This window comes from Streptomyces sp. 3330 (assembly GCF_031456635.1).
Taxonomy (GTDB): Bacteria; Actinomycetota; Actinomycetes; order Streptomycetales; family Streptomycetaceae; genus Streptomyces.
On sequence record NZ_JAVDVA010000041.1, the window covers coordinates 1 to 15,436 of the forward strand.

A 15,436-nucleotide genomic window follows, 5' to 3' on the forward strand; every position below is an offset into this window, starting at 1 on the left:
ACGGCCGCGTACGAACCGGCGAAGCCGATCCCGGCGATGACCACGGCGCCGGTCACGACCACGCCGATGAGAACGCGGTGCGTCCGGGTCAGCTGAGGAATGTCGCCGTCAGCCACGCACCGCTCCCCTGCCGCATCTGAGTTCCTGAACAACCATCAGGCTTTCACGTGACTCGGGCCCCCGCGACACCCTTGGCGCCTCCGATCGCGGATTCAAAGGAGGCGCCTGCGGCCGCTCAGCCCGTCCGCTCAACGGTGAACTGCGCCATCGCCTCCGCGAACTTCACTGGATCGCGATCTTGGCCAACCTTGGCAAGGTGGCGCAGCAACTCGAAGAACGCCGGCTCCTCCATCTTCCGCTCAAGGTGCAGCGCGATGAACCACGGATCGTCGTAGGGCAGCGAGCGGGGCTGGCTGCCCTCCTTGTCCACCACCTTCTTGGCCGGTGCCGCTGGAGCGCTGCGCGGTTCCGGTACGCCCTGATCAGACTCCGGCCCGGATTCGGGCTCCTCGTGTGTCTGCTCCGCTTCCGCCGGCGTGGCCGGCACGACCGAGAGGCTGTCGGTTGGACGGTCGCTGATTACGCCGTGATCGTCGCCGCCGTCGCTGCCTGGGCTGTCTTCGGACCTCTCGTCTGCCTCTGCCGTCTGCACGGCCTCCTTACGGACCGGCTGCGAGGCGGCTGCCCGCAGCTGCTGCTCCTTGCGGGCCCGTTCCGCCTTCAGCTCCGCCAGAGCCGCCTCCTGCTGATCGGCCGGCTTGTTACCGACGGCGCGCAGCAGGTCGATGGGCTCCTGCCCGATCCGGGACTGCAGTTCGGGGGTGAGGTTGAGCAGGGCAACGCGCTGCGACACCCAGCCCTGCGAGCGGTGCAGGCGCTTGGCGAGAGCGCGCTGACTGCCATGAATGGCCAAGAGCCTCTGCAGGGCGCGCGCTTCATCGAGCTCTTCGAGGTCCTGGCGGTGGATGTTGGCGACAAGGGCGGACTCCAGGAGCTCCTCGCTGGTGCCGCCTTGCTCGTCACTGACCATGACCTTGAGGGTGGCGAGTCCGGCTTCGCGGGCGGCAGCGAGCCGGCTGCTGCCGTCGATGACCACGTGGGTGACGTCGTGCTCGAGATCGCCTGCCCGGTCGGGGTTGGCCTTGATGTAGGCGTCCCGGTTCATGACCGTGATGGCTTGCTTCTGGCCATGGGTCTTGAGGCTGCCCGCGAGGTCGGTGAGGTCACCGAGGCTGGAACGGGGGTTGTCGGGGTTCGGGCTGATGCGGTGGACGGGGAGTTCCGTCGGAGGCGCGACTCCGTCGGTCGGGACCCCTGTGGCGGCGGCGACGGCTTGCCGGCGTGCGCTGACGCTGCGGGCTGCCCCGCCGAACCTGCCGCTGCCCAGCTGGTCGGCCTTGCTCACAGCACCTCCCTGGCGAGTGCGCGCATGCCGACGGCCTGCTGCGACTTGGGCGCGTAAGACAGCAGGGGCTTCTTCACGCGGACTGCTTCCTTCTGTTCCTTGAGGTCTCCGATGAGGCCGACTACCCGCGGATCCTTTATGTCGACCCAGCCCTGCAAGGACGACGTCGCGATGTAGCCGCGGCGGGAGTCGTAGAGGTTGACGACGATGCCGAGGTAGTCGATGTCGATCTGGAGGTCGTTACGCAGGTCTTCGATCTGGGTGGTGAGGAGCTCGTAGGCGTCGGCGGAGCTGTCCTCGGCTTGGACGACGATGAGCGCCCCGGACTGTCCTGGATTTTCAGTGTCACGGCGGCGGCCGTAGTAGGCAGCGGCGTCCATGCTGAGGCCGAGACTCGGCGGGCAGTCGACGATGATTACGTCGTAATCACCCTCGAGCGGAGCGAGAGCCCGCTCGAGAGCAGCTTCGCGGGCGCGCACGGCGGACAGGCGCACGTCGAGGAGGAAGGCGTCGTTGCATGCGGGCAGCAGGTGAAGGCGACCGTCGAAGCTTTCGTCGTCGACGGCGACGATCAGGTCGCGCAGGTCGCCCTTGGGGTCGCCGGCCATGTGATTGGTGAGGCTGTCGCCGTTGAGCGGCAGCGGGCTGGCGCCGAGCTGGTTGGTGAGGTGGCACTGCGGGTCGAAGTCGACGAGCAGAACGCGCTGTCCGGGCCCGGGCAGGTTCTCGATGTCGAGGGCGCTGTCGTCCAGAACGGCTTCGCCGGCCTCCGTCTCGCTGGCGCGGAGGGCCTTGGTGAGGGCCTTGGCTACCCGCACGGGATGCAGGGAGTCCGCGTCTTCGGCGAGTGCCTCGCCCAGCCCGGCTGTGATGGCGGTCTTGCCGACTCCGCCTTTCTGGTTGCAGACCACGATGCGGCGGGTGATGGCGGGACGCCGGACGCCGGGGGCGGGGTTGGTGTCGAGCCAGAGCTGAACGGCCTGAGCCAGACCCTGGATGAGGGAGACGCCCCTCTCTCCGGCGCTCTCACGGAACTCGTTCCACTGCGCGGCCGGAATCCAGGTGGAGAAGGAGTCCGCGCCTGCGGTGTCGACGGTCGGGGGCGTCGAGGCCAGGGCGCACCAGTCTTTGATGCCCTGTTCGACGGCGCTTTGGATTTCGATACCGAGCTGCGCGGCTCTGATCTTGAGTTTCTGCCGGAGCTGTCCCGGTAGTTTGGAGACGACCTTCTCGCGGTCGCTGGAGGTGGCTGCGGTGCTCATGGTGACACCATACTAACGTCGTAGATCATCTGCCTCAGCGACACGTTACCTAGACCAAGTTGATGCGCAGGCAGCTGCCCAGTGAGTGATTACGACGTAATCACTCCCCCGTCACCACTCCCCCGCCCACAAATGATTACGACGTAATCACCCAGCAGCTCCTCCCACCCCCGCCGCGGCCCCCCGCCGCCAACCCACGCGGCTCGCGCCTGCCCCTCTCTCGCTCCACAGCCCTCAAGGGCGGCGGCAGGCAGCGCTCACGGACCGCAGCACCCTGCGGTCATCAGGAACGGTGCCAGGGCTGGACGCGATGTGAACGAGGCACGGAACCCCGCGCAGGCAACTGCGCAACTCAGAAGAGAGCGGACCGATGAGGCGACTCACGCATGAACAGATGCTCTGGGACGCCTCCCCACGGGCGGACCGTCGACCTGCGCCCCCACTCCCCCGAGCACTCCCCCACCCAGCGGCAGGTTCGGGCCAGCGTCAATCTCCCGGCTCCTGCTGGGCGCACGGGAACCACCGCCCGGATACGTCCCGTCCCCTCCTCTGCGCGGCGCCACCGTGACCGGGATACCGGACTTGTCCGCATGCGAGGTCCCCTGCAGCCTGTTCCCGCAGGACTGCTCCTCTCAACACGCGCCCAGGCTCGAGGCAGCTTCAGGCTCGTCGACCTCAACAGCTACCGCTTCCCCGGCCTCGAACTCCACGGTGCTCGAGCCGACGGAGCTCTTCAGCTCCTCCGCTGCCGAAGCACCCGAACCCCGCTCCTCAGCCGCACCAGCGTGACCGGTACCGCCGACCTGTCCGCCCTCCACGCCTCCGGGACACCTGCCGTGCTGGCCCACAGCCTCACCGTGGACCAGGACCTGATTTCTCCGCGACGCCGACATCAGCGGAGAGGCCCTCATGTAGAGCGCCCGCATCGGCGGAACCTCCGTGATCGAAGGGAGCCGGATCGCCAACTCCCCCGGCGTCACCCTCAACGGCGACGGAATCACCATCGGCAACGAGCTCTTCGGCGGCACCCTAGACGCACCGGCCACCGGACAATTCACCTCGTACGGTCAACTCAGGCTGCAAGACGCCAGGATCTTCCGCTGCTGCGCCCTCAGCGGAAGCCGCCTGCACGACCCCCACGGCTGCGCCCTGCACGCGGACCGCCTCCACGTCGACGGGCCACTCGCCCTCGACGCAGGCTTCACCGCCGAAGCACCGCCCAGCTCGCCGGCGCACTCGTCCAAGGCCCGCTCCTCCTCCAGGACGCCAACCTCTGCGCCACCGGTCGGCCGGCCCTCGACATCTCGCTGGCACGGATCGCCGGAGACCTGCACGCCCGCTCCAGCCTGACGATCCGCGGCCACGCTCTGCTGGAAGAAGCACACATCGACGGCTCCGCCGACCTCACGCAGGCCACGCTGCACCACCCCAGAGACGAAATCCTCTCCGCACGACGCCTGCACGTCAGCGGCCGCCTCTTCAGGGGAACTCTCACCTCCACCGGTCACATCGTCCTTTCCAACGCCCGGATCGGTGGCCAGCCTCGATCTGCCCGGCGCCCAGCGCACACACCCCGGCGCCGAAACCCTGACCGCCTGGGGCACACCGTCGGCGGCACTGTCGACTGCTGCGATGCTTCGTCTCCCAATGCCGCATGTCCTTCACCAACAGCACCATCGCCAGCACGCTCTGCCTTGCCGGAACAACCATCGCCGACGGCCTATCCCTGCGAAGCCTGCCAGCCGGCTCGGTACGCACCGACAGCACATCCCAGCTCCGCGGCCCCATCGATCTCCGGCACGCCCATCTCGACGTCCTCACAGACGCCCCAGCCCGGTAGCCCGGCATCACAAGCCTGGACGGCCTCACCTACACCCACTTGGAGACAGCACCCTTCGGCGACCGCCTGGCCTGGCTCACCCCCCCCGCCATGACTCGTCCCAGCTCTTCGAACAGCTCGCCGCCTTCCACTCAGGCCAGGAGCGCCACGCCGACGCACACGAAGTCCTCCTCGCCAGATGCCGACGACACCGCTCCAGCCAGCCGGCAGGCCTGCGCACGTGGGGCTACCTCCAGGACTGGACCGTCGGCTACGGCTACCGCCCGCTCAGGGCAGCAGCGTGGCTGATCATCCTGCGCACCACTGCCACCCTGGCCTTCGGCATACGCAACCCTCCGGCGCCAAAGCCCGCAGAAGCCCCGCCCTTCAACCCGGTGCTCTACACCCTCGATCTGCTGCTGCCCGCCGTGGACTTCGGACAGCAGAACGCCTTTCACCCCACCGGCTGGCAGCAGTGGCTCGCCGCCTCACTCACCGCCGCAGAATGGTTCCTCGCCACCACCATCGCCGCGGGCCTCACCCGCAGACTCTCCCGCCGGTAGCGCGGGCTGGGCGAGCAGAAGCGTAGGTCCGGCTGCTGGGGTGATTACGGCGTAATCACCCCAGCAGTCCCGCCACCGTCAGCCGCCCGAGACCAGTGCTGCAGCGGCTGCCAGCGCCGCAAGCGCACCCTCACCCATCTCAGCCGTCCGCGCTGCGCGGTCGGCCTTCCTCAGCTCACGCACCACGGCCTCCACGTAGATGCCGAGGCTGACGAACTGAGTGGGCGTCTCGCAGTGGGGGAGTACTGCCTCGATCTGGTCCAGCCAGAACGTCACGTCATCGTCGTCATCCCAAACCGCCCGGTGCTCGAGGAGTCCATGCGCGACGGGAGCCATCAAGGCATGCCGACGGGAAGCTTCGTCTTCCGCACGGCGTTGTGCCGCCGCCTGAGCTGACGCCTGACGCTCGGCGAGCTGAACCGCCTCAGGAGTGCGGCGGACGGGCAGGTCCGGGTCTGCGGGATTGGCCAGGACAGCAGCGCGCAGCCTCAGTGCCTTGTTGTAGGCAGCGCTGGGCGCGTTGACCGCAAGCGCGGAAGCAAGCTGTGCCCACTGCGCTCCTGCGGCCCGCGCGTCGTCAATGGCCCGGGACTGATGGACGTCCGCTTGCTGGCGAAGGTACTCCCACAGCCGGGTGCGGTCGATAGCCGATGCACGCCGTGCAGCCACGCTCTTCAGAGCCCCGGCACGAGCCTCGAGATAGAGGAGGGCACCGAACAGTTCGCCATCCGCTGGCATGCGGTCGACGTCCTCGTCCTCGGCCTCCTCATGCAACTTACGCAACTGCCCGACGACCGCCGCGGTATCGATACGACGGACCCTGACAGGGGGTCTGAGCAGCGGTTTTGTCGGATCCTTCGATCTACGTGCTGTTCGAGCCATACGCTAAAGTGTGCCTCACACAGGGGGATTCACATTCTGTGAAACGGCATCTGACGGCCCTTCTCCCCGTGCATGACCGAGCACCCCACGAGGCAGATGAGCCCGTCGGCATCGCACATGATTACTCGCCCACGCCCGACTCACATTCGGCATCGCCCATCACGCGTTCGACTGCCGGTCGATGAGCCAACGCGTCGAGGCTGCGTTGCCGCTGTCCACGCATCCAGCCAAGGGTCTGGCGTACCCGCTGGCTGTCGCCGTCGCATCGAAGTTGGTCGTACGGCCGTGGACACAAATGCCTCGGTGATCTTGGGCGTCCGCGCTGGCGTCTTCGACCGCCCCGACGCCGCCCAGATCACCGCGCGCCTAGGCACCGGCCTCACCGACGCGATCACGCGTGTCATCGGCGATGACCTCCGCGCCGGCACCATGGTCGAACTCGTGGCGTCGCCGCCAGAGCGTACCTTCGTCGGCGGCAATCTCACCGTGTGACCTTCCATCTGGGCCACTTCACCTCGGGACTGTCGTAGGTGCTGTGCTCTTGCGGATCTCGTCGATCACCGGGCGGACAACCGCATGCTCGATGAACGGCACCGCGTGATCTACCCCAGCCGGTACAGCCATCCAGCCCCCCAGCGCACCCAACCGCGCGACTAGTTCGCTGGACAGAAACCCGAACGACGCGGTTCGGGACGATCAGAACCACGTCGGGAGAGACCGCCAGATTGCTTGGGTGATTACGGCGTAATCAGAGTCGTCCTGACCGTCACCCAAGCACAGCTCCGCATAGCGCTCTGCCCTGTCTCATCCAAGCGAGTCGTCTTCGCCGCACGGAGCCGTCCGACTTTACGTCCCACCGAAATAGGGCGCGTGCCCCCGAGTGTGCCTGCGGCAGCATGGCTGCACCGAACGGGGTGGAGCACGCGGAGTCGGGCGCTGAGGTGTCGCACGTGGACGCGGTTGCCTTTCCGCACACGCACATGACCTATCGAGGTTCGGTGAGGCGGGACAACACGCGAGGCGGGCGCCACCAAGTGATTACGCCGTAATCGCGAAGGACGCTGCGAGCCATCGCCGACAGCGTGGCTCCGTAATGCCTGCGGGCTGCGGACGGCCAACGAGCCTGGACGTAGCCCGAGATCCTCGGCTTCCGATGGTGTGGGAGGCCCCGGGGTTCTGGTGTCGGTGGCTCCGCGTACGGTCTGCGCATCCATGATCGGGTGCATCCTCTAGCCGCGAGGTGATTACGGCGTAATCACCTCGGGCCCCAGGACACGAGTGCGCACGGCGCAAAGTGAATCCCCTGGCCGAGCCCATCGTTACCCCGCACTCCCGTGACTGCTGCTGTGTTTCTCACTCGCCGCACGGAAGGCTCTGAGATCATTCAGCTGTCTCGAGTTTCCAGGCCTCTGCGACGCCGCCCTGCGGACTCCAGCCGTAGCGCTCAAGCTGACCAGCCTCTGCGTCCCGCCCAAGCTCTTGCAGACTCACCACGGCAAGGTGCGCGGCGAGTTCACTGCCCACCGCTACGGCACGCTGGCACCAGGAGAACGCTTCCTCCCAAGCGCCGCGGTCTGCAAGGCGCTGGGCGGCTCACATCAGAGCGCTGGCTTCCCCTTCGCCTGCGGCCTGTTCGGCCAAGGCGAGGGCTTCGGGCAGATGCCCGTCGGTCGCTGCGCGCCGTGCCTTGGCCATCAAGCTGTCGGTGTCCTTCTTCTCTCTGCGCGCCGCCCACGCAGAAACCTCTCCGAGAGGCCCGGTAGGCCCATTGGCCCGTGCAGGGTGTGAGGAATTCCCGTCACCGCGCTCAAGCCATACAGCGGCCTGCCATCCACCAGCGAAGAGGGCCTCACTGCCTTTATGGTGCGCGCGCTCATGCCGGGTAAGGGCGTTCTGACTACGCCAGGCCCTTCTCGCTCGGCTCGCTTCCCCCAGGCGAAGGCTTCATCGACGCGGCCGGCGTCCTGAAGGTACTCGGCCGCCTCGGCGAGCGCGTCCTCGTTGCCGGCAGCGGCAGCCTGGTCGAACCAGGGGAGAGCCTGCGTCAAGCGGCCGCCGTCGGCCAATGCCTCGGCTGCTGCCACCAGGCTGCTGTCGTCACCTGCTCGTGCCGCGGTCTCGAACCAGGCCATCGCTTCATCGAGGTGGCCTTCCTGGGCCATGGTCTCGGCGGTGTGCCGCATGGCCTGTGGCCTGGCCCGGGCGGGCGCGCGCATCAGCCACGGCGACGTCTCGTCCAGCTGGCCTGCTCGGATCAGCCTCTGGACAGCTGTGCGTGCCGCTTCGTCATCCCCTGACTTCTGAGCGCGCTCATACCAAGGCAGTGCTTGGTCCAGCCGACGCGAGAGCCCGGGCCGCCTCGCCGTGGCTGTGTTCCACGGCTGCCTGCCAGAAGAGGTCTGGGACGGGTTGCGCTTGTCGGACGGTGCGGAAGTAGTCGACAAGGAAGTCGGCCAGCAGGTAGGTCGGTTCCGGCGGCTGCGCTGCGGGCAGGGCACCGCCGCGGGGCCGCTTGTTGCGGTGCAGGAGACCGCGGGCGCCCGTCATGGGCCTGATGAGGCGTTTCACTGCCTGCTCGAGCCAATCGTCTTCCAGCAGGTCCCACTCCGTGTGTCGGTGAGGTATCCCTCGGCGGCTGCAGCGAGGAAGGAGAGAGGCAAGCGCGGGGGGTGGCCGAGACCGCGCGCGTCGATGGCGGCGTCGAGGAGCGCCTTCTGTCCAGGCAGAGCGGTGGTGTAGGAGGCAACGAGGTCGAATCCAGCAGCCAGGTATTGGGTGACCATGCCGTCCTTGGCCAAGTGCGCAGCTGCAGCCAGACGTGGGTCGTGCGACCTCCTGCTCACCTCGACTTCGCGGGGTGTGAAGGCGGTGGGTACATGCAGGATCCGCCCGGCCAGCAGATATCGTGCCTGTCCGCGGCAGGTCAGGGCTCTTGGGTTGGTGTGCCGTGGCGGTCAAATCTCCGTGTTCGGAGCTGGCCCGTGGGGGAGTGGTCAGCAGTTCGTCGAAGTATCCGGGTCCCGGCCACATGGTGCCGAGAACCAGAATGGGACCGCGGGTTGTGTCGGTCAGGAGAGTCCGCAGGCTGGCGGCGATCTGTTCACCATGGTCGGGGTGCAGCAGGTAGTGGTGGGCCTCGTTGAGCCAGATGACCGTTTTGGGTCCGACGCTGCCGAGGTGGGCGAGGGCGGCCTGTGGGCGCCCCGGATCGATGGGGTGCCACAGTCGCCAGTCGTCGGGCAGGGCTTTCACGGCTTCGTAGCAGGCTCGGGTCTTGCCCGAGGAGGAGGGGCCGACCAGCATCACCAGGTGACTGGATCCGCCTGCTGCCTCGGTGATGCGGCGCTGCAGCCCGAGGTCGTGATGGCGGCTGATGTAACTCGTCAGCCCTGTGACGTTGCGCCAGGTGATCTCGTGGTGGACCTCAAGGTCATAGGCGTTGATCTCTCTGACGGGCCTTCCGAGGGGCTCGGCGAGTTGGATCTGCCGCCATAGGGCGGCGACTTCGTGTCCAGCCTGCTGGCCGTCGGCACCGGCCATGCGGGCCAGCATGGTCACCACCGCGACCGCGTCGGCCTGTTTTGCAGGGACGGCAGGCTCGCCGATGACGCGCTGAATCGTGTCGCGGGAAGGACTGGCCGTCAGGTCGTCGTCTGCGGCGATGGCCGTCGCCAGCGCGTCGAGAGTGGGGGCGACGGCGTCTACGTAGGTCTCGTAGATCATTGTTTTCAGCGCGCGCAGTGGCCCTGGAGGCAGCTTCGGGCGGGCGATCAGCCTCGACCCGCGCGAGGCTCTGCCCTCGCTGGGCACCTCTCCGTCGCGTCTCATCGCATCATCGTGCCCGCGAGGGACCCTCCACGTCCTTGAACCGCGCTGTTGAGCACAGGAGTTGCCCTGGCGTCGCAGTTCGTAGATCGGCACCCCAAGCCACGGAGAGTGGATAGCGAGCTGGCCAGCCTGCCTCAGTCCACCTCAACCGCTTTGGAGACCACCATGCCGTGCCATCGCGCGCCGCGGTCCAACCGTCGCCGTGACACCGACCTGCGAGACGTCTTGATCGGCTCAGTCGTCTCAGGCGTCGTCCGCTTCTTGCTTGAGCAACTGCGAGGCCTCGTGTGAGTGAGGTATGCAGCCGGGACCGTTCTCTTCGGGCAACGACGACTGTGACGCCGTTCCAACCGAAGCTTCGTCGACCTGGGCGACGCCCTCGGCAGCGGCGGAGGTTCGACCGGGTCGCTGAGAGCGGCCGTGGCCTGACCTTCATTGGGCAAAGCCATCTCGCCGCGACTGGCGCCGCACAGCTGCCGCCGATGCGAACGGGAGAGCCGAGCATAGATCACCTGACCGACGCCGGCCACAAACCGGGCTTGCGTTGCAATCACCATATAAGCGACTCCCAGAAAGGGGTCTCCAGCGGCCGACCTCCGAGGCGGCAATGCGATCCACCTTGAGCCTTGCGGTCGGCCGTTAGAAGGCCGTACAGACCTTTTCGGGCCATCTACGGCAGCCCGAAGTGCTGTGACCGCGAAGGTTCGAGCGCCGGGACCGGGCTGGTGGTGGTGACCGCCGTCGTGCTCTTGTGCAGGATCGATACCTGCGGGGCGTGGCCGTACCGGGCCAGGCAGGCGGCGACGACCGGGCGCGGGTGGAGTCCAAGTGGGGGGCAGCTTCTCGCGGCCCGGCCGCCCGTCACCGATGCGCTGGCCGGGCAGAGACCATTCGATGACGTTGCTGATGGGCTTGGTGACGGGGCCGACGAGGAGGTGCTGCACTGCCGGTGGGGGCAGCAGTACTCGTACTGCACTCCCCACCTCCGACCTTGCGGCGGCGTGGGTTGCGCCAGACCTGGCAGGCTTGGACGGGCCCGCACTCGGGGCACAGGGCCGCCCGGCGGACCTCGAGGTCGTGCAGGTCGCACCCCGAGTGCTTCCAGGCGTCAATGGGTTGCGCCTCTTGCTGTGATCACGTGTGAATTCGAGTCGTGTCGGAGGTCTGGCACGCTGGAGGGTGCCCGCCCCTCGTGACGGAGAAGTGCTGAGGGGCGAGCTCCGCTTCTTACGGTCGTGCCTGCGACCGACCAACGCGGCGACCGCCTCGGAAAACCCGCTATCGCGGGCCGTCCAGCGCACTTGCGGCCGGGACGCTGTGGCAGTCGGCCGTGGTGTCGTCGTGTACCGACCGGCCGTGCGTCGGCGCGAATTGCGCGAGCATTTCGAGCAGCATCTCTTCGCCGTCGAGCGTGATGTCGGTGTAGCGGCCGCAGGTGCACGGCACGATCAGCGTGAGGACGTCGGTGGCGCCGTCGTGCTCGGTGATGCGCAGGGTGTGATGCAGCCACAGGCCGCCGTCCAGCGACGCCGCCGCCGACGGCTTGAAGTGTTGGCCTCCCCGCTCCGTGGCCGGCGATGCCTGCCAGTCTGCGGCCTCCACGGCCTGCGCGAGGGTGTGCGGGTATGCGGCGTAGACGTGGTGGGCGGCGGCGGTCTCCGCGTCGTTGCGCTGCTTGGTCTCGTTGGGACCGTACGCGTCGACGGCCATCTCCAGCAGGAACGCGAGCGGGGAGCCGGGCAGGTACGGGCGGGCCGTGATGGTGTCGGGCATGGGTCAGACCTCCAGGTTCGCTGGTAGTACTCGAAGGGGGCGGGGTCCGGTTCACGTGGCCAGCCGGTGCCCTGCCGGACGCCGGGGGCAGGTAGCTGCTTGGGGTCCACAGGAGGCCCGTCGTGGCACTCCAGGCGGCTTCTCCGAACTACTGGTGAAGCGGCCCTGCCCTGCATGGGTGGCATGCCGTTTACAAAGGCTCCGGCGGTGTGGAGACCGCGGTAGCACGAGCAGCGATCTCGTGGAACATAGGAATTCCCACGTCGACAGACTCCTGCTTCCGGGAGACCTCGGCGTCGAATTGGGCTAACTTGATCTTTAACCTGTGCGGCGGGGTCGTGGGGTGGTCGACTGCTTGGCCCGGGACGTGGTGGTGCCGGTCTTGCGGGGGGTGTGGACGTCGTGGCGTGGGGTGGGCCGGGTGTTCTTTCGGCCGGGTGGCCGTCCCGGTCCGGGGCGGGTGAGTTTCGGTGCTCCGGCCGGGCAGACGGCCGTCGGGCGGATGTGCCGGAAGTCGCGGCGGACACGTGCCGGGGTCAGCCTGTCCGAGGAGACGGGCCTCTCCCACGGACGACGCCGGTCTGCTGCCAGTGGCCGGGCCAGTCGCAGTTGGGTATAGGCCGCCAGGATCAGCCAGGTCCAGCGGTCGGCCGCCTCGGGGGTGCGAATCTTCGGGCAGGTCCACCCGAGGGTCTGTTTGAACAGGCGGAAGGTGTGCTCGATGTCGAAGCGACGCAAGTATGCCTGCCAGAGCCGGCCCGTATCGGCTTCGCCGGCGTCGGTGCCCGACCACCACAGCCAGACCGGCTTCGGGGTCGCTCCGCTGGGCAGGTGATCGATCTCCAGGCGGATCACGGTCCCCTCGACGATCGGGAGGGTGCCGTCGGCCGCAGCCCAGGAAGAACGGTGGGTGAGCTTGGGGTGGAGCCGGTCCCACGAGCGTGCTCGGGCGGTTCCGTAGAGGCGGGTGTCGGTGACGGTTTCGGTGTCCGGGGTGCCCCAGGTGTCGGGCGGCCCGAAGACGAACTCGCCGCCGTGCCGCGGCGGACGGCCCATGGTGTGAGGCTGCCGAGGCGGGACGGCCCGCCGTAGTACTCGGTCCGAACGCATCCGGGCCAGGACCTGCACCGGTAGGTCCCGCAGGAGGTGGGCCAGGCGGGGCGCGTCGTATCCGGCGTCCGCGATGACCAGGACGTCCAGGTCACCGGTCCGCCACTGGCCTGCGGTGATCAGCCGCTCGACCAAATCGCGCAATTGCCGGGCGGTGACGGTGGCGGTGTCGTCCCCAGGCGCCAGGCGCAGAGCGTCCAGCGGGGCGGTCCACGAGCTGCGGCCCGGCTCCAGCGCGCAGACGATCGAGTACGGCCAGCCCGGCACGGGGATGTGCTGGTCCTTGCCCCGGCCGTAGGTGTGACACAGGATCCGATCCGGTGAGGTATGGGCGTCCGGCCGCAGCCAGCAGGTGACATCGACGGCCAGGACCAGCCGCCCGTCGACTGCCCGCGGCAGCGGCACGGAGGCCAGAGCCTGGCGTATCCGGTCCGCGTCGACCCGGCCCTGGGCGAGAGCTGCGTAGAGTCCTCCGTGCCCGCGGCGGTGTTCGCCCACCAGCGACAGCTCGGCCAGCGATCTCACCGGTCCGTCACCGCACAACACCGCGTCGGCAAGCTCGAACAGGGCGTCCGAACGGGCGGCCAGGCAGGAGTAGAACTCGCCCCGGAAGCGTGACAGTTCGGTCAGCGGCTCTCGCCGGGCATCGTGATGCTGCAGACTCATCCTTACGGCCTTCGCACTGGACGTGTGTGTTCCTTGGTCGGAGCACATGTTCAGACGAAGGCCGCTTCCGTGTACGGCGGATACCGGACCGGGTGATCAAGTACGACGCACCGTTCGAGGAGCGGCTTCTACCGGCGCTGCCGGGATCCGGGCCCGCAACGAGTAGACCAGTTGCCGGCCGGTGACAGCCGCTCTCCACTGGCCCGCACGACGACAAGCCTGTCGCCTTCGAAAGCGATTTGATCACCGGCAGCCAGGAAGAACGGGCTCTCCAGCTCGAAGGCGTACCCGTCGTCGGTTTCGAGGTCCTTGACCAGCGTCAACCGCGAGGTCGGCGTGGCTCCGTCAGCTACCAGGCGCATGCTGAGATGGTCCCACGCGGCCTGAGATCACCTCGACCCAATTCAGCGGCTGACCGACGGCCCAGATGTTAAAGAGCAAGCTAAAGCGTGTTGCAGAAAGCCGGAGTGAGCTCGACCGGAGTTGCAGGTCGTCGGAGCGCGGTTCTGCCGGCAGAGGCCACAGTCGGGTAGTTGGGCGTCGTGCGAACGCAGAGCTGCGGAGACTTGTTGAGCCCTGAAAGAATCTATGGAACGAGTGGGCTAAAAGCGACACACAGAAGGGCGCCTCTGGGGCGCTTTCGTAAGAGGGCTGGTGTGATTGGACCTTGGAGCTCTCGAGAGGCCGCCGAGGAGCCGTACAGCCGTTTTCTTCGGCTTGCGACGAGCCCCACCTCCTCCATATGGGCGAAACCAGGCGTGTGACGGCACTCAAAACGCGTCGCGAACCGATTGTCACCCAGCACGAGAAGCACCGCGCAGTGGGCGCTGGCGGCGGCCTGGGCCTGCGACGGAGAAGGATACGGCCACGGGGCTAGTGGTCCTGAGGGGTGAGCAATCTCCAACAGGCGGGCCACGAGCCGAAGAACTTGGAGACGGAGCGTTCAGGATTCCAAGCGCCCAGCGAGTTGAGCCAGGAGCGGATCGGCGGCAAGGCGTTGGCGCGCCCGGTAGAGATGGACCCGCGCCGTGCTAGGGCTGATATGCATCTACTGCGCGATGCGGGCTGGGGGGCGAGTGCCCATAGCCAGGCGGCCTGCCTCATGCGGCGGGGGAGTCGGGCGAGCGCCTCGACCAAGCTGCTGTTGCGGTGGCTGCCGATGGTGATGTCTTCGGGAGCTTCGCTTGTTCCTTACTGCCTAGAAGCTCGCCGGTCGATATCTCAAGCCGGAAGCGCGCTGAGGCGAAGTGGTCGGCCACAGGATTGCGGGCAACGGTGATCAGTCAGGCGCCGAAGTTCCGTCCTTGCCAAGCGAAGGTGTGCAGGTGCGCGAACGCACGGACGAAGACTTCGCTGCACAGGTCCTCGGCCGTCGCTTTGCCTCCGACCCGGTAGAAGACATACCGGTACATCGTTTCGATGTAGACAGAGTAGAGCTGCGTCGAGGCTGCACTGTCGCCAGCCACAACGCTCGACGCCTTGCGAGAAAGACTGACCACGAGTCTGGCGACTGCGTCCCGCGCGAGCTCATGTACGTGAGGTCAATGAGCACCAATCCCGGGATTGGTGCTCATTGACCTCACGTACATGAGCTCTGCTCCCTGGGACTGTTCAGGTTGCGCGACGCAGAGGGACGACAACGTCCTCGCCGGTGCACTTCTCGCTGAGCCGGTAATAGCTGATGTGTGCCAGCCGCTCGGATTCTTCTAGCCACCCGGCTTCCACGACCTGGCGCCGGGTGCGGGAGAACACCGTCGGAGACATGCCCACGAGCCGGGCGAGGTTGGCGCCGGTCTCAACGACGGCGCCGGCCCGCTCGGTGGGGTGCATCGCGTAGAGCATGACGACCAAGCGTTGGTTGGCGGTCATGCCAGCGGTGCGGTGGAGGACATCCAGAAGCTTTCGCTTTTCGTCGTTGTTCGAGAAGGCGCCGAAACCCCCTCGTCCTGGAAGCCGCCGATCATCGTGACACCGAGGCCCCCTACCGCCTGATCATGATGCGGGAGGAAGCCGACGACAGCGAAGGGGCACAGCGCCTCCTCCGGCAGCCGTGGACCACGGCAGCAGGGACGAGATTTTCGAAACACTGTGGCCGCACGGGCTGGACCCGGACGGCACACCGACACCC

At 67.4% G+C, this 15,436-nt stretch carries 13 protein-coding genes; 2 read left to right on the forward strand and 11 right to left on the reverse strand.

Annotated features, from left to right (window positions below):
- Nucleotides 1-235 precede the first annotated feature (235 nt).
- From J2X68_RS37565 to J2X68_RS37575, 3 genes are all read right to left on the reverse strand, one after another.
- On the reverse strand, nt 236-1,405 hold the full coding sequence (locus tag J2X68_RS37565) for a ParB/RepB/Spo0J family partition protein (protein ID WP_310437106.1): 1,170 nt from the start codon (nt 1,403-1,405) through the stop codon (nt 236-238).
- Nucleotides 1,402-2,667: an AAA family ATPase gene (locus tag J2X68_RS37570; RefSeq protein ID WP_310437107.1), complete on the reverse strand. Its 1,266-nt coding sequence runs from the start codon at nt 2,665-2,667 to the stop codon at nt 1,402-1,404. The genes J2X68_RS37565 and J2X68_RS37570 overlap by 4 nt, the downstream gene beginning before the upstream one ends.
- Nucleotides 2,668-3,299: 632 nt before the next feature.
- On the reverse strand, nt 3,300-3,671 hold the full coding sequence (locus tag J2X68_RS37575) for a hypothetical protein (protein ID WP_310437108.1): 372 nt from the start codon (nt 3,669-3,671) through the stop codon (nt 3,300-3,302).
- A gap of 1,210 nt (nt 3,672-4,881) precedes the next feature.
- Between J2X68_RS37575 and J2X68_RS37580 the strand changes: the two genes are divergently transcribed.
- Nucleotides 4,882-5,049, forward strand: a complete 168-nt coding sequence (locus J2X68_RS37580; RefSeq protein ID WP_310437109.1) for a hypothetical protein — start codon at nt 4,882-4,884, stop codon at nt 5,047-5,049.
- Nucleotides 5,050-5,127: 78 nt separating this feature from the next.
- On the opposite strand, the gene J2X68_RS37585 is transcribed toward J2X68_RS37580, so the two are convergent.
- Nucleotides 5,128-5,931 (reverse strand): hypothetical protein, encoded by an 804-nt coding sequence (locus J2X68_RS37585; RefSeq protein WP_310437110.1) that lies wholly within the window; start codon nt 5,929-5,931, stop codon nt 5,128-5,130.
- A gap of 303 nt (nt 5,932-6,234) precedes the next feature.
- Between J2X68_RS37585 and J2X68_RS37590 the strand changes: the two genes are divergently transcribed.
- A complete protein-coding gene (locus tag J2X68_RS37590; RefSeq protein WP_310437111.1) occupies nt 6,235-6,423 on the forward strand; it encodes a hypothetical protein in 189 nt (62 codons plus the stop codon).
- A gap of 1,202 nt (nt 6,424-7,625) precedes the next feature.
- Here J2X68_RS37590 and J2X68_RS37595 read toward each other — a convergent pair.
- The 7 genes from J2X68_RS37595 to J2X68_RS37625 form a co-directional block, all read right to left on the reverse strand.
- Nucleotides 7,626-8,114 (reverse strand): hypothetical protein, encoded by a 489-nt coding sequence (locus J2X68_RS37595; protein WP_310437112.1) that lies wholly within the window; start codon nt 8,112-8,114, stop codon nt 7,626-7,628.
- A gap of 127 nt (nt 8,115-8,241) precedes the next feature.
- Nucleotides 8,242-9,654 (reverse strand): hypothetical protein, encoded by a 1,413-nt coding sequence (locus tag J2X68_RS37600; protein WP_310437113.1) that lies wholly within the window; start codon nt 9,652-9,654, stop codon nt 8,242-8,244.
- A 1,383-nt stretch (nt 9,655-11,037) separates the two neighbouring features.
- Entirely contained in the window at nt 11,038-11,532 is a 495-nt protein-coding gene (locus J2X68_RS37605) for a hypothetical protein (RefSeq protein WP_310437114.1), read from the reverse strand.
- Between the two features lie 318 nt (nt 11,533-11,850).
- On the reverse strand, nt 11,851-13,308 hold the full coding sequence (locus tag J2X68_RS37610) for an NF041680 family putative transposase (RefSeq protein ID WP_310437115.1): 1,458 nt from the start codon (nt 13,306-13,308) through the stop codon (nt 11,851-11,853).
- A gap of 128 nt (nt 13,309-13,436) precedes the next feature.
- On the reverse strand, nt 13,437-13,670 hold the full coding sequence (locus tag J2X68_RS37615) for a hypothetical protein (protein ID WP_310437116.1): 234 nt from the start codon (nt 13,668-13,670) through the stop codon (nt 13,437-13,439).
- A 921-nt stretch (nt 13,671-14,591) separates the two neighbouring features.
- On the reverse strand, nt 14,592-14,774 hold the full coding sequence (locus tag J2X68_RS37620; protein WP_310437117.1) for a sigma factor: 183 nt from the start codon (nt 14,772-14,774) through the stop codon (nt 14,592-14,594).
- 145 nt (nt 14,775-14,919) lie between these two features.
- Complete coding sequence (locus J2X68_RS37625) at nt 14,920-15,177, reverse strand: replication initiation protein, RepL2 (RefSeq protein WP_310437118.1); 258 nt, start codon at nt 15,175-15,177, stop codon at nt 14,920-14,922.
- Nucleotides 15,178-15,436 lie beyond the last annotated feature (259 nt).

Excerpts from the sequence above, each read along its gene's own strand:
- J2X68_RS37570 (WP_310437107.1), bottom strand. The coding sequence starts at position 2,667 with ATGAGCACCGCAGCCACCTCCAGCGACCGCGAGAAGGTCGTCTCCAAA.
- J2X68_RS37575 (WP_310437108.1), bottom strand. The coding sequence starts at position 3,671 with ATGGTGATTCCGTCGCCGTTGAGGGTGACGCCGGGGGAGTTGGCGATC.
- J2X68_RS37585 (WP_310437110.1), bottom strand. The coding sequence starts at position 5,931 with ATGGCTCGAACAGCACGTAGATCGAAGGATCCGACAAAACCGCTGCTC.
- J2X68_RS37595 (WP_310437112.1), bottom strand. The coding sequence starts at position 8,114 with ATGCGGCACACCGCCGAGACCATGGCCCAGGAAGGCCACCTCGATGAA.
- J2X68_RS37600 (WP_310437113.1), bottom strand. The coding sequence starts at position 9,654 with ATGATCTACGAGACCTACGTAGACGCCGTCGCCCCCACTCTCGACGCG.
- J2X68_RS37605 (WP_310437114.1), bottom strand. The coding sequence starts at position 11,532 with ATGCCCGACACCATCACGGCCCGCCCGTACCTGCCCGGCTCCCCGCTC.
- J2X68_RS37610 (WP_310437115.1), bottom strand. The coding sequence starts at position 13,308 with ATGAGTCTGCAGCATCACGATGCCCGGCGAGAGCCGCTGACCGAACTG.
- J2X68_RS37615 (WP_310437116.1), bottom strand. The coding sequence starts at position 13,670 with ATGCGCCTGGTAGCTGACGGAGCCACGCCGACCTCGCGGTTGACGCTG.
- J2X68_RS37625 (WP_310437118.1), bottom strand. The coding sequence starts at position 15,177 with ATGACCGCCAACCAACGCTTGGTCGTCATGCTCTACGCGATGCACCCC.